Annotated in this window: 13 protein-coding genes; 5 read left to right on the top strand and 8 right to left on the bottom strand. The window is 67.9% G+C overall.

From position 1 onward, the window contains the following. Positions 1 to 87 precede the first annotated feature (87 nt). From A3OK_RS0102765 to A3OK_RS0102740, 5 genes are all read right to left on the bottom strand, one after another. Positions 88 to 1,485 (bottom strand): pyruvate dehydrogenase complex dihydrolipoamide acetyltransferase, encoded by a 1,398-nt coding sequence (locus A3OK_RS0102765; protein WP_019903406.1) that lies wholly within the window; start codon positions 1,483 to 1,485, stop codon positions 88 to 90. Positions 1,486 to 1,527: 42 nt separating this feature from the next. Beyond that, complete coding sequence (locus A3OK_RS0102760) at positions 1,528 to 1,821, bottom strand: DUF5076 domain-containing protein (RefSeq protein ID WP_019903405.1); 294 nt, start codon at positions 1,819 to 1,821, stop codon at positions 1,528 to 1,530. Between the two features lie 193 nt (positions 1,822 to 2,014). Beyond that, entirely contained in the window at positions 2,015 to 3,415 is a 1,401-nt protein-coding gene (locus A3OK_RS0102755; RefSeq protein ID WP_019903404.1) for a pyruvate dehydrogenase complex E1 component subunit beta, read from the bottom strand. Positions 3,416 to 3,552: 137 nt separating this feature from the next. Then, positions 3,553 to 4,638, bottom strand: coding sequence for a pyruvate dehydrogenase (acetyl-transferring) E1 component subunit alpha (gene pdhA, locus A3OK_RS0102745; protein ID WP_019903402.1), 1,086 nt, complete (start codon positions 4,636 to 4,638; stop codon positions 3,553 to 3,555). Positions 4,639 to 4,762: 124 nt separating this feature from the next. Then, positions 4,763 to 5,074: a septum formation initiator family protein gene (locus A3OK_RS0102740; protein ID WP_019903401.1), complete on the bottom strand. Its 312-nt coding sequence runs from the start codon at positions 5,072 to 5,074 to the stop codon at positions 4,763 to 4,765. Positions 5,075 to 5,169: 95 nt separating this feature from the next. Here A3OK_RS0102740 and A3OK_RS0102735 point away from each other — a divergent pair, with 95 nt between their 5' ends. From A3OK_RS0102735 to A3OK_RS0102720, 4 genes are all read left to right on the top strand, one after another. Next, positions 5,170 to 6,102, top strand: a complete 933-nt coding sequence (locus A3OK_RS0102735) for a LysR substrate-binding domain-containing protein (protein ID WP_036302498.1) — start codon at positions 5,170 to 5,172, stop codon at positions 6,100 to 6,102. 65 nt (positions 6,103 to 6,167) lie between these two features. Beyond that, positions 6,168 to 6,620, top strand: a complete 453-nt coding sequence (gene mntR, locus A3OK_RS0102730) for a manganese-binding transcriptional regulator MntR (RefSeq protein ID WP_026596868.1) — start codon at positions 6,168 to 6,170, stop codon at positions 6,618 to 6,620. A 70-nt stretch (positions 6,621 to 6,690) separates the two neighbouring features. After that, on the top strand, positions 6,691 to 7,593 hold the full coding sequence (locus A3OK_RS0102725; protein ID WP_019903398.1) for a LysR family transcriptional regulator: 903 nt from the start codon (positions 6,691 to 6,693) through the stop codon (positions 7,591 to 7,593). 59 nt (positions 7,594 to 7,652) lie between these two features. After that, positions 7,653 to 8,366, top strand: a complete 714-nt coding sequence (locus A3OK_RS0102720) for an amino acid racemase (protein ID WP_019903397.1) — start codon at positions 7,653 to 7,655, stop codon at positions 8,364 to 8,366. A 19-nt stretch (positions 8,367 to 8,385) separates the two neighbouring features. Here the strand turns inward: A3OK_RS0102720 and A3OK_RS0102715 are convergent, their stop codons facing one another. Genes A3OK_RS0102715 through A3OK_RS0102705 form a run of 3 tightly spaced genes read right to left on the bottom strand, consistent with a single transcriptional unit; the run spans position 8,386 to position 11,561 of the window. Continuing rightward, a complete protein-coding gene (locus A3OK_RS0102715; protein WP_019903396.1) occupies positions 8,386 to 9,687 on the bottom strand; it encodes a type III PLP-dependent enzyme in 1,302 nt (433 codons plus the stop codon). Next, a complete protein-coding gene (locus A3OK_RS0102710) occupies positions 9,680 to 11,224 on the bottom strand; it encodes an AMP-binding protein (protein WP_019903395.1) in 1,545 nt (514 codons plus the stop codon). The genes A3OK_RS0102715 and A3OK_RS0102710 overlap by 8 nt, the downstream gene beginning before the upstream one ends. A gap of 4 nt (positions 11,225 to 11,228) precedes the next feature. Then, positions 11,229 to 11,561 carry an acyl carrier protein gene (locus A3OK_RS0102705; RefSeq protein WP_245259296.1) on the bottom strand — a complete coding sequence of 111 codons (333 nt, stop codon included), beginning with the start codon at positions 11,559 to 11,561 and terminating at the stop codon, positions 11,229 to 11,231. 303 nt (positions 11,562 to 11,864) lie between these two features. On the opposite strand from A3OK_RS0102705, the gene aqpZ reads away from it, so the two are divergent. Then, positions 11,865 to 12,605 (top strand): aquaporin Z, encoded by a 741-nt coding sequence (gene aqpZ, locus A3OK_RS0102700; protein ID WP_019903393.1) that lies wholly within the window; start codon positions 11,865 to 11,867, stop codon positions 12,603 to 12,605. Positions 12,606 to 12,621: the final 16 nt, after the last annotated feature.

The following is a 12,621-nucleotide window of genomic DNA, read 5'->3' as shown; positions in this document are numbered from 1 at the left end:
CGTTCGCCGCACGATCTTCGGCCGAGACACAGGCCGAGAGACCGAGTCCGGCGAGCAAGGCCGAAACGAGCCGGAACGTCGGTCTGGTCACACCAGAAGCCCCATCGGGTTCTCGATCAGGCCCTTGAAGGCCGAGATCAGCTCGGCGCCCAGAGCCCCGTCGAGGACGCGGTGGTCGCAGGAGAGGGTGGCGGTCATCACCTGGACCACGGCCGGTGCGCCGTCCTTGACCACGACACGCTTCTCGCCGGCACCCACCGCCAGGATCGAGGATTGCGGCGGGTTGATCACCGCCGTGAAGTGCTTGATGCCGAACATGCCGAGGTTCGAGACGGAGGTGACGCCGCCCTGATACTCCTCCGGCTTCAGCTTCTTGGCCCGCGCCCGGCCGGCGAAATCCTTCATCTCGTTGGAGATGGTGGAGAGGGTCTTCTGGTCGGCCTTGCGGATCACCGGGGTGAACAGGCCGCCGTCGATGGCGACAGCCACGCCGACCTCGGCGTTGTTGAAGCGCAGGATCCGGTCCTCGGCCCAGACGGCATTGGCGGCCGGCACCCGCATCAGCGCGAGGCCCATCGCCTTGATGACGAAGTCGTTGACCGAGAGCTTGAACAGCGGCTTGCCGTCCTTGGTGGAGCCGGCGCTCTTGTTGAGCTGCTCACGCAGGGCCATCAGCGCGTCGAGTTCGCAATCCACCGTGAGATAGAAGTGCGGCGCCACCTGCATCGCCTCGGTGAGGCGCTTGGCGATGGTCTTGCGCATGCCGTCGAGGGGAACCTCTTCGTAGGCGCCCTTCTGGTAGAAGCCACGGACCTGATCGGTCGTGAGCCCCTGGGCCGCGGCCTTCGCGGGTGCTGCGGCCTGAGCCGGGGCGGCGGCCGGTGCGGATGCCGGAGCCGCCGCCTTCGGAGCGCCGACCTTGGCCGAGCCGCTGGCGATGGCGGCGCGGACGTCGCGCTCGATCACGCGGCCTTGCGGGCCGGACCCGGAGACGGCCGAGAGATCGATCCCTTCCAGCTTGGCGATGCGCTTGGCGAGCGGCGAAGCGACGACGCGACCGCCGGACGAGGCTGCCGAAGCTCCGGGCTTGGCCCCATCAGGTGCCTCGTTCACCCGCTCGTGGGACATGTGGCCGCCGCCGGGCGTCGTGTTCTGTGCAGCCGTGTCGGCCTTGGCCGGCTCCTTGGGAGCCTCCGCCTTGGCCGCGCCGTTGCCCGAGGCCTGGACGGTGGCCGGGTCCTCGCCCTCGGAGGCGATGATGGCGATGAGGTCGTTCACCGGCACGTCGGCGGTGCCCTCGGCCACGATGATCTTGGCGAGGATGCCTTCGTCGATGGCCTCGACTTCCATCGTCGCCTTATCGGTTTCGATCTCGGCGAGGACGTCGCCGGATTTCACCGCGTCGCCCTCCTTCTTGAGCCATTTGGCGAGGTTGCCCTTCTCCATCGTCGGCGACAGGGCGGGCATCAGGACGTTGACGGGCATGGGCAGGGTTCCTGATCGTCGGCGGGCGCGCGTATTGGGCGTTCAGTTCAGCGTGTTGCCGCCGGGCGGCATGTCAGGGTCGAAATTCTCGGATTCGAGGCCGGCGCGGATGCGGTCGAACGCCTCCTCCTCCGACATCTCCGTCTCAAGCGCGTAGATGCGCGCAGCCTGACGGGCGAGGTCGATGAGAAGTCGCCCCCAGGTAAAGGGATCGTCGAACGAGCGTCTCAGGGCCACGCTCACCGCGCCGTCCACGACGCTGGCGCGGATGACTTCGATGCCACCATTCTCGACAGCATCGGGGGGAGCGGAGAGTTCCTCGAACTTATCGGTCATGGCCTTGTACGCGCCCGTCTTCCCTCGAAGGTCTCAGTGGTCCGCCTCGTCATCCCGGGACCGCGATACAGCGCCCGGGATTCAGAAACGCAGGTCTCCGTCCCACCACCGACCCTATGCGGTTCCGGATTCCGGGATCGCCACTGGCGCCCCGGAATGACATCGCGCAGAGCGTCGATGGCGTGGCGGGGTATCACCGATAGCAGACCGCCTTCACCGCCTGGATCACTTCGGCGACGTTGGGCAAAGCGAGCTTCTCGAGGTTGGCGGCGTAGGGCATCGGAACGTCCTTGCCGGTGACCCGCAGGACGGGGGCGTCGAGGAAGTCGAAGGCGTCGGCCATCAGGCGGGCGATGATCTCGGCGCCGATGCCCGATTGCGGGAAACCTTCCTCCACCGTGACGCAGCGGCCGGTCTTCTTCACCGATTCCACGATCGTCTCGGTGTCCATCGGGCGGATCGTGCGCAGGTCGATGACTTCCGCCTCGATTCCCTCCTCGGCCAGGGCCTGCGCTGCCTTCAGCGCGTAGGTCATGCCGATGGAGAAGGAGACGATGGTCACGTCCTTGCCGGTGCGGTGGATGCGCGCCTTGCCGATGGGCAGGACGAAATCGTCGAGCTTGGGCACCGGGAAGCTTTGGCCGTAGAGGATCTCGTTCTCGAGGAAGATCACCGGGTTCGGGTCGCGGATCGCCGCCTTCAGCAACCCCTTGGCGTCGGAGGCGGTGTAGGGCGCGATCACCTTGAGGCCGGGGACGTTGGAGTACCAGGCGGAGTAATCGTGGCTGTGCTGGGCACCGACGCGGGCGGCGGCACCGTTGGGGCCGCGGAAGACGATGGGACAGCCGAGCTGTCCGCCGGACATGTAGAGGGTCTTGGCCGCCGAGTTGATGATGTGGTCGATCGCCTGCATGGCGAAGTTGAACGTCATGAACTCCACGATCGGGCGCAGTCCGGTGAAGGCGGCACCGGCCGCGATTCCGGCGAAGCCGTGCTCGGTGATCGGCGTGTCGACCACGCGGCGGGCGCCGAATTCCTGCAGCAGCCCCTGCGTGACCTTGTAGGCGCCCTGGTATTCGGCGACCTCTTCACCCATCACGAAGACGGATTCCTCGCGGCGCATCTCCTCGGCCATGGCGTCGCGGAGCGACTCGCGCACGGTCATGGTCACCATCTCGGTGCCGGCCGGGAACTCTTCCATCACCGGCGCGGGCGCCTTGTTGGTGATGACCGCCGGAGCGGCCGGCGCGGAGGCCGGGATATCGGCCTGTACGGTTGCCGAAGGAGCGGATTGCGGGGCGGAGGCGCCGTTCGACTTGGAGCCGCCGGCGGCTGCCGCGGCCACATCCTCGCCCTCGGCGGCGATGATGGCGATCGGCGTGTTGACCTTCACGCCCTCCGCGCCTTCCTCGATGAGGATCTTGGCGAGGATGCCTTCGTCGATGGCCTCGACCTCCATCGTCGCCTTGTCGGTCTCGATCTCGGCGAGGACATCGCCGGATTTGACCGTGTCGCCCTCCTTCTTGAGCCACTTGGCGAGCTTGCCTTCCTCCATCGTCGGAGACAGCGCGGGCATGAGGATGTCGGTCGCCATGAGGTTGATTATCCGTAGGTTGGCGGGCGGCCTTCTGGAGGAGAAGCTGCGGCTTTACACGGTCTCGATGCGTCCCTCCCTGCGCCATCGGGGCGAGGGAGGGCTTCCCGATGATCGGGAATGGCGCGAGCCGTGATTTAAGCGCGGGCTTCCAGCAGGATGTCGGTCCAGAGCTCGGAAGGATCCGGCTCGGGATCGTGCGTGGCGAATTCCGCCGCGTCGTTGACGGTCTCGCGGACCTTGGCGTCGGTGGCCTTGAGGTCGGCTTCCGGCACACCGTGCATCTCGATCAGGCGCTTGCGCACCATCTCGATGGGGTCGTGCTCGTCGCGCATCTTCGAGACCTCGTCCTTGGTCCGGTACTTCGCCGGATCGGACATCGAGTGGCCGCGATAGCGGTAGGTCTGCATTTCGAGGATGTAGGGGCCCTGGCCGGTGCGGGCATGCTCCACCGCGCGGCTCGCCGCCTCGCGGACGGTGCGCACGTCCATGCCGTCCACCTGCTCTCCGGGGATGCCGAAGGAGATGCCGCGCTTCGAAAAGTCGGTCTGCGCCGAGGCGCGTGCCACCGACGTGCCCATGGCGTAGCGGTTGTTCTCGATCACGTAGACGACGGGCAGCTTCCAGAGCTGCGCCATGTTGAAGCTCTCGTAGACCTGGCCCTGATTGGCGGCGCCGTCACCCATATAGGTCAGGCTGACCTTGCCGTTCTTCTTGTAGGCGTCGGCGAAACCGAGGCCGGTCCCGAGGGAGACCTGAGCGCCGACGATGCCGTGGCCGCCGAAGAACTGCTTCTCCTTGGAGAACATGTGCATCGAGCCGCCCTTGCCGCGGGAATAGCCCCCGCGCCGACCGGTCAACTCGGCCATCACGCCCTTCGGGTCCATGCCGCAGGCGAGCATGTGGCCGTGGTCGCGGTATCCGGTGATGGTCTGGTCGCCCTCGACCGAGGCCATCTGCATGCCGATGACGACAGCTTCCTGGCCGATATAGAGGTGGCAGAAACCACCGATCAGGCCCATGCCGTAGAGCTGGCCCGCCTTCTCTTCGAAACGCCGGATCAGCAGCATCTCGTGATAGGCGTGGAGGTCTTCCTCACGCGTGAACTGGGGCGTATTGGGTGCGGGCTCATGGGTCGGAGCATCACCGACCCCCGCACCTAAACTGGCCGAGCCCTTGGCTGAATCGGCTTTCGCCTGACCGGCTTCGTTGGCGGCATCCATCGGCTGTCCTCCCCGTGAACGTCTTTTCTGGAACCGGTTCTAAGACACGGTTTTCAGGAAAGCGAGGCCGTCTAGTCGACAGATCGACTGAGTTGTCAGGGACTATGAAGCGGGAAAATCATGATCAGGGATTGATGATGACCACATCGTTCGCGTGCACGCGGCCGAGAACGATGCGGGCGCGCTCCTCGAGGAGATCGCGGTCGATCTGCTCGCTGCGCAGAAGCGTCACTCGGTGCTCCCAGATCGCACGATCGGCCTTGGCCGCGGCGAGTTCCTGGTTCAATCCATAGGCCTGGATCTTGAGCGCGCGCTTGGCCTCCAAGCCGCGGTTCCCGCTCTCGGCCTGATGCACGAAATAGCCGACCACGAGCGCGGACACGGCGTAGAGGCCGAGCGGCATGAGGACGGAACGGACGCGACGACGGACCACCATGTCCCGACCATCGCGCGACAGGGTTAAGGATCTCTTTCCGATTTCGACGATGCCGGCTGTCGCGACGCTCGTCCGATGATAACCCTCGTCGCATGATGCGCTTCGATCTCGTCGATCTCGGCCTGTTCCGCCACGTGGCCGAGGCGGGGTCGATCACGCATGGCGCCGCACGGGCCAACCTCGCGCTCGCCGCCGCGTCGAGCCGGATCCGGGCGATGGAACTGTCCCTGGGGGCGGCTCTCCTCAGCCGCAGCCGGCAGGGCGTGCTTCTCACGCCGGCGGGGCGTGCCCTGCTCGCCCATGCCCGCACCCTGCTCGAGAGCGTCGACCGGATGCAGGGAGACCTCGCCGCCTATGCCGGCGGCACGATCGGCCAGATCAAGGTCCTGTCGAACACCCACGCGCTCACCGAATTCCTGCCGGAAGCGCTGAGCGCCTATCTCGCGCTGCATACCGGCGTCAGCGTCGACATCGCGGAACGGACCTCGGACGAGATCGTCGGTCTCGTCGCGGAAGGTGCCGCCGATCTCGGCATCGTTTCCGGCACGGTCGATACCGGCACGCTGGAAACCCACCCGTTTCGCGAGGACCGGTTCGTGGCGGTGCTGCCCTCCGGACATCCGCTGGGCGCGCGGGAGGGCGTGCTGTTCGCCGACGTGCTGGATTACGACCTCGTCGGTCTCGACAGGGCGAGCGCCATCACCCGCTTCCTCGCCGACAAGGCGATGCGCACCGGGCGGCCCCTGATGCGCCTGAGGGTGCAGCTGCGCGGCTTCGATGCCGTGTGCCGGCTGGTGGAATGCGGTGTCGGGCTCGGTATCGTGCCGGAGACGACCGCCCGCCGCGCCGCGCGCTCCATGGGGCTCGACATCGTGCCGCTCCTCGATCCGTGGGCGGCACGCGACCTCACCATCTGCCTGCGCTCCCTCGATGCGTTGCCGGTTTTCGCGCGCGAGTTCGTCGATCACCTGCGCGAGGGCGGGATCCGGTCCGGTTTAGGGCTCCCCTCCGGCGCCGGGCTTGTCTAAACACGGCTCGGGGCACGGGATGGTCCGTGTCCGCCACAGGCTTGAAGCAAGGGTTGCCCGGCATCATGCAGGATTCGTCGCGATCCGTGCCCGACGCTCCTTTGGTCGATCCGGACGTTCAGGTGGAGAGCTTCCGGCAGGCGCGGGAGGCGCGCCGCCTCGAACTCGTGGAAGATTACGTCGAGCTGATCGCCGACCTCATCGGCGATGGCGGCGAGGCGCGCCAAGTGGACATCGCCGCGCGCCTGGGCGTCGCCCAGCCCACCGTCGCCAAGATGCTCAAGCGCCTGGCGGAAGACGGATTCGTGCAGCAGCGCCCCTATCGCGGCGTGTTCCTCACCGAGAGCGGCCGCATGCTCGCCGTCCAGAGCCGCGAGCGACACCGCATCGTCGAGCATTTCCTCTGCGCGCTGGGTGTCAGCACCGAGACCGCGCGGCGCGATGCGGAGGGGATCGAGCACCATGTCAGCGCCGAGACGCTCGAAGCCTTCCGCTCCTTCACGGAACGCAAGGGCTGACGGGCCGGCATGGAGCAGGCAGCGCCCGGCGTTCCGCGATCTCCCGCATCGCCGTTAGGCTAGCGGGATCATGGAACTCAAATGGCTCGAGGACTTCGCCAGCCTCGCCCGGACGGGGAGCTTCTCCCGCTCGGCCGAGGAGCGTCACGTCACGCAATCGGCCTTCAGCCGCCGCATCCAGGCGCTCGAAACCTGGCTCGGCGTCGCGCTCATCGACCGCAGCACCTATCCGACCACGCTGACGGCGGCGGGCCGGGAGTTCCGTGAGACGGCCGAGGAGGCGGTCCGGATGCTCCATGGCAGTCGCTCCGCGTTGCAGGCGAGCGCCCGCCCGAATGCGCAGGTCGTGGCGGTGGCGGCCCTCCACACCCTGGCCCTGACCTTCTTTCCGCGCTGGTTCCGGCAGATCGAAGCGGCGACCGGCCCCTTGAGCAGCCGGGTGCTGCCCGACGACTTCCACAACTGCATCCAGGCGGTCGCGGAAGGCGGCTACGACTTCCTGCTGACCTTCCACCATCCGAGCGTGCCGATCCTGCTCGATCCCGAACATTATCCGCATCGCATCGTGGGCGCCGACAGCCTCGTCCCCGTGTGCTGCGCCGGTCTGGCGGACGAGAGCGCGGCCCTGCCCCTGCTCAGCTACCCGCAGACCTCGTTCCTCGGCCGGGTGGTGATCCATGCACAGGCCCGGGCGGGCAATCCGCCTGCCGTGATCGCCCATACCAACGAGAACGCCATGGCCGAGGCGCTGAAATTCATGGCGCTCGAAGGCCACGGGCTGGCATGGCTGCCCCGAAGCCTCGTCGCGCGCGATTTGGAGGACGGCCGCCTGATCGCCGTCGGCGAGGAGGCCCCTCTCGAGATCCGGCTCTATCGCAATGCCGGCCATCGCCGCTCCACCGTGTCGGCGGTCTGGCAGGCGGCGGCCGCCATCGCCGCCAAAACTATGCAGGATCGGAATAGCCCGGTCTGACACGGCATTGGACCGACCGAAGTGCCTCCCGCATCGTCCCCTCGCAACAGGAGGTCGCGATGCTCGGTGTTCTCGGTGGGATGGGTCCGATGGCGACCGTGGATTTCATGGCCAAGGTCGTGCGGAACACGCCCGCCACCCGCGACCAGGACCACATCCCGATGGTCGTTTGCTCGGCCGTGCGGATCCCGGATCGCAATGCCGCGATCCTCGGAGACGGCGCCGACCCGTTCCCGGCAATGCGCGAGACCCTGTTGAGCCTGGAAGCGGCGGGAGCCAGCTGCATCGCCATCCCGTGCAACACGGCGCATCACTGGCATACCGCCCTGCAGGCGGAAACGTCCGTCCGCATCCTGCATATCGTCGACGCGGTCGTCGACACGCTCGTCACGGGTGACGGCGATTGCATCGGCGTGCTGGCGAGCAGCGGCACGGTCGAGGCGGGGATCTACCGGACGCGCCTCGCCCGGCGCGGGTTCGCCTGCCGGGTTCCGGATACGGCCGGTCAGGCGGAGGTGATGCGAGCGATCCGGCTGGTGAAGGCCGGGCAGGTCGCCGAGGCGGCGATCATCCTGCGGGAGCAGGCCGAGGCCTTGGTCGCGGCGGGATGCGGCCGGATCGTCATGGCCTGCACCGAGATTCCCCTCGCCCTCGCCTCGATCGAGGGTGGCCTACATCCGCTTCTCATCGACGCGACCGAGGCGCTGGCGCGCGCGTGCGTCGAGGCCTGCTCGGTGTCCGCAAAGGCGCCGGCGCTGCCGCTCGCAGCCTGATCGCGCGGAATGCGAGGTATCAGATGTCCACGCGTCCGGCCGGTCCGATCGCCCGTGCGCTGCCGCCATCCACCAGGATCTCCGCCGGGCGGGGATGGCTGAGGAAACCGGTGGGGCTCGCCGTCAGCCCGTAGGCGCCCGATTGCAGCACGGCGACGAGATCGCCCGCCGCGAGATCGGGGAGCGGCGTCGCGCGGGCTAGCATGTCGAGGGGGGTGCAGAGCGGGCCGACGACGGCGCAGGGCGAGCGTGGCCCGCCCCGGTCCACCACTGCGGTCACGGGGTAATCGCGCCTGACCACCTGACCGAGATTGCCCGAGGCGGCGAGATGATGGTGCATGCCCCCGTCGGTGATGACGAAGCGGCTGCCCCGCGAGAGTTTCACCGCCCTCACCCGTGCCACGTAGAGGCCTGACGGACCGGCGAGGTACCGGCCGGGTTCGAGCACGATCCGCGCCCCCGAGAGGCGGGGGTCGGATGCCACGCGGGCGATGAGCGCGGGGATGCCGTCGCGGATGGCGGCGAGGTCCAGGGCCGTGTCACTGGAGAAGTATGGGATGCCGAGGCCGCCGCCGAGGTCGATCGTCTCGAGCGCGCGCGCGATCCGGTCGGCGACCCGCGCCGCCAGGGACAGGCCGTAGGCCCATTGCGAGAGCAGCGTCGCCGCGACGAGCCCTTGCGTTCCGGCGAAGAGATGGATGCCGGCCAGGTGCAGGCGCGGCTCGGCTTCGACAGCGTCGACGATGGCATCGAGCTCCTCCTCGTCGAAGCCGAAGGGCGAGGGCTTGCCGCCCATCCGCATGGCCCCCCCCTGCGCGTCCGGTCCTGGGTTGATCCGGATCGCCACCCGCTGCACCACACCGTGGCGCCCGGCGGCCTCGGCCACGCGCCGCATCTCCTCGATGTTTTCCAGATGGATCTCGCCGATCCCGCCGGCGACGGTGGCCTCGATGTCGAGATCGCTCTTGCCCGGCCCGGCGAACAGGATGTTCCGCGGATCGATTCCGGCCGCCCAGGCTGCCGCGAATTCCGCGCCGGAGGCGATCTCGGCCCCTGCCCCCTCGTCCCGGAAGACACGGATCACTGCCGGCGCCGGGTTGGCCTTCACCGAATAATCCACCACCGCGAAGCCCGAGACCGCCTGCGCCAAGTCGCGGTAGGACCGCCGCAGAAGGTCGGCATCGTAGACGAAGAACGGGGTACCGTGCGCCTCGGCAAGATCGCTGAGAGCGAGGCCGCCGACCTGGATCGCATCCTTCGTACGGGGGAAATGCGTCGCCACGAGGCGATCCGAGAGATTGTCGCTGGCCGTGTCAGACATAGCTCGTCCGTTCCGCCACGAGGCGCTTGTAATCGACCTTGCCGTTGGGCGTCGTGGGCAGGGCCGGGACGCTCTCGACGGCACGCGGCACCATGTGCGGAGCCAACATCCGCCGCACCGCCTGCAGGACCTCCGGCTGGGCCGGCCCAGTCCCGGCCGGCACCGCCACGGCGTGAATGCGTTGGCCGAGGCCCGCATCGGGCAGACCGATGACCGCCACCGCCCGGAACGCGCCGGTCTCCATCAGCGCCGCCTCGACCTCGGTGGGGCTCACACGGAACCCCGCGCTCTTGATCATCGCATCCTCGCGGCCGAGGAAGCGGAAATAGCCGTCCTCGTCTTCCACCACGAGGTCGCCGGAGCGGCAGACCAGGGTTCCGTCCTCCGGTTCACGCGGGTCCAGCACCAGGACGCGGGCGGTGTCCTCGGGCCGGTTCCAGTAGCCGAGGGACACGGTGGGTCCGCGATGGTGGAGGATGCCCGGCTCACCGGGCCGGGCCCGCCGGCCCTCCGCCGTGACGGCGAAGATCTCGGTCTCGGGGATGGCGCGGCCCATGGAACCGGGCCGCGCATCGATCTCGCCCGGTGGCAGGAAGGTGGAGCGGAAAGCCTCAGTGAGGCCGTACATCAGCACGATCCCGGTCTGCGGCAGGGCCTTGCGCAGGCGTGAGACGGTCTCGAGCGGCACCGCGCCGCCGGAATTGGTGAGCATGCGCAGGCTGGAGAGATCGGCCTTGGCGAGCCGCGGCGCCGCGCGGGTCAGCAGGGTCCAGAGGGTGGGAACACCGGCCAGGACGGTGATCCGATGCGCCTCGATGGCGTTCAACACCTCGTCTCCGAAGCGGAATTCGAGCAGGACGAGGCAGGCGCCCTGCTCGACGCTCGTGAGGAGCTGGTTGAGGCCGTAATCGAACGAGAACGGCAGGACCGAGAGGATGCGGTCGTCGCCTGCGATCGACAGGTAGGTGCGCACGATCCGGGTGCCGGCCAGAAGGTTGGCGTGGCTCAGCATCACGCCCTTCGGCAACCCGGTGGAGCCGGATGTGTAGAGGATCGCGGCAAGCCCGGGCGGCGGGCCCGTGATTTCCTCGGGGGCGAGGCGCAGGATCAGCGGAAGGTCCGGGGACGTGATGGGCGTTTCCCCTCCCGTCTCCGCCGGAGGTGGCGGCAGCGGGGTCGATGGGGCAGAGTTCAGGGCCGCCAGCAGGATCGCATCGGTCACGAGGAACCGCGCCCCGCAATCGGCGAGGATATGCTCCACCTGACGCGGGCGCAGGCTCGGATGGATCGGCACGAATACCGCCCCGACCGTACTGATCGCGAAGATCGCGATGCATTCGGCGATCGATTTCGGAAGCAGGATCGCGATCCGGTCGCCGGGCTCGGCGCCCTGTTCGCGCAAACGCCGCGCGAGGCGTTCGACCCCGGCCCTCAACGCGCCGTAGCTCAGCATCTCGGTGCCGGCGACGAGCGCGATCCGCTCTCGCGCGCAAGCCGGTCCGGCGAGGAGGTCGTGCAGCTGGGCGGGCGCGGGCATGGTCCTAGAGCTGTGCCTGAGCCCGTTTGGCCTCGACGAAGGTGGCCAGCGCGTCGATGCTCTCGAAATGCGCGAGTTCGAACGCGTCCTCCTCGATCTCGAAGCCGAACCAGTCGCCCAACTCCATCATCAGGTCGAGCACGCCGATGGAATCGAGGGCATCGCTGGTGACGAGGGAGGTCGCGCCGGTGACCGAACCCGGCACGAGGCCGGGATTGCGGCCGGCGATGAAGGCGAGGATCGCTTCGCGCGCGGCGGCAAACTCTTCGCTCGCGCCGGCAAGTTCATGGCGTTCGCCGGCAAGTTCCTGGCGTGCGCCGATATCTGTCTCGACCACGGTCCGGTCTCCCCAACGGCCGTCCCGTCGACCGTCGCCGCCCATAGCGATGTCGGCCGGGCAAGTCCATGAGCCGCGCCCGGATCGAGTTCCCCGAAGCGAGACGGCGAAGGCGTCCGCCAGCGTCCCCGGCATGGCAGGAGCGTTGGGACCTCGCGATGAGCGATCTGCGGCGGAGCGGATTTAGCGATTGCCAAGCGCCGAGCCGAAACCTAGGTTCTGCGCGCAAACATCAAGCAGAGCACCGATTCTTCGGCTGCGAATACCGAACAGTCGTCCTTCTGCACTGGAGCGGAGGCTGTCATGACAAATGATACGATCCGGCGAGCGACCGCTGAATTTTTCGGAACATTCTGGCTGACCTTCGGCGGCTGCGGCGCGGCCGTTATTTCTGCGGCCTACCCCGAATTGGGAATCGGATTTCTCGGCGTGGCCTTCGCCTTCGGGCTGACGGTGCTGACGATGGCCTATGCGGTCGGGCATATCTCGGGCGGGCATTTCAATCCTGCCGTCACCGTCGGCCTGTGGTCCGCCGGCCGCTGCGCCGACCATCACGTGATTCCCTATATCGTGGCGCAGGTCATCGGGGCCGTGTTCGGTGCGGGCGTCCTCTACCTCATCGCCTCGGGCAAGGCGGGATGGGTGCCGGGCGGCTTCGCCTCCAACGGCTACGGCGCATTGAGCCCCGGCAAGTACGGAATGCTCTCCTGCTTCCTCGTGGAAGGCCTCGCGACCTTCTTCTTCCTGTTCATCATCATCGGGACGACCTCGAAGGGCGCCGCCACGGGCTTTGCCGGCATTCCCATCGGCTTCGCCCTGGTGCTGATCCACCTGATCTCGATCCCGATCACCAACACCTCCGTCAATCCGGCACGCAGCACCGGTCCGGCCCTGTTCGCGAGTGCGGAGGCCGTGGGCCAGCTCTGGCTGTTCTGGTTGGCGCCGATGCTGGGCGCGGTGACGGCCGGGGCCATGGCGCGGTGGCTCTATGAGCCGGACACCATCATCGAGACCACGATCGTCGAGAAACGGTCCGTGGCTTAAGCGAGCGATCCGGGAC

The sequence above is a fragment of the Methylobacterium sp. 77 genome, from assembly GCF_000372825.1.
In the GTDB taxonomy this organism is placed as follows: Bacteria; Pseudomonadota; Alphaproteobacteria; order Rhizobiales; family Beijerinckiaceae; genus Methylobacterium.
This window is presented reverse-complemented; position numbering and strand designations above follow the sequence as displayed.

What these genes read in the sequence shown, in the direction of transcription:
- A3OK_RS0102765 (WP_019903406.1), bottom strand. Translation starts at nt 1,485, where the DNA reads ATGCCCGTCAACGTCCTGATGCCCGCCCTGTCGCCGACGATGGAGAAG.
- A3OK_RS0102760 (WP_019903405.1), bottom strand. Translation starts at nt 1,821, where the DNA reads ATGACCGATAAGTTCGAGGAACTCTCCGCTCCCCCCGATGCTGTCGAG.
- A3OK_RS0102755 (WP_019903404.1), bottom strand. Translation starts at nt 3,415, where the DNA reads ATGGCGACCGACATCCTCATGCCCGCGCTGTCTCCGACGATGGAGGAA.
- pdhA (WP_019903402.1), bottom strand. Translation starts at nt 4,638, where the DNA reads ATGGATGCCGCCAACGAAGCCGGTCAGGCGAAAGCCGATTCAGCCAAG.
- A3OK_RS0102740 (WP_019903401.1), bottom strand. Translation starts at nt 5,074, where the DNA reads ATGGTGGTCCGTCGTCGCGTCCGTTCCGTCCTCATGCCGCTCGGCCTC.
- A3OK_RS0102735 (WP_036302498.1), top strand. Translation starts at nt 5,170, where the DNA reads ATGCGCTTCGATCTCGTCGATCTCGGCCTGTTCCGCCACGTGGCCGAG.
- mntR (WP_026596868.1), top strand. Translation starts at nt 6,168, where the DNA reads ATGCAGGATTCGTCGCGATCCGTGCCCGACGCTCCTTTGGTCGATCCG.
- A3OK_RS0102725 (WP_019903398.1), top strand. Translation starts at nt 6,691, where the DNA reads ATGGAACTCAAATGGCTCGAGGACTTCGCCAGCCTCGCCCGGACGGGG.
- A3OK_RS0102720 (WP_019903397.1), top strand. Translation starts at nt 7,653, where the DNA reads ATGCTCGGTGTTCTCGGTGGGATGGGTCCGATGGCGACCGTGGATTTC.
- A3OK_RS0102715 (WP_019903396.1), bottom strand. Translation starts at nt 9,687, where the DNA reads ATGTCTGACACGGCCAGCGACAATCTCTCGGATCGCCTCGTGGCGACG.
- A3OK_RS0102710 (WP_019903395.1), bottom strand. Translation starts at nt 11,224, where the DNA reads ATGCCCGCGCCCGCCCAGCTGCACGACCTCCTCGCCGGACCGGCTTGC.
- aqpZ (WP_019903393.1), top strand. Translation starts at nt 11,865, where the DNA reads ATGACAAATGATACGATCCGGCGAGCGACCGCTGAATTTTTCGGAACA.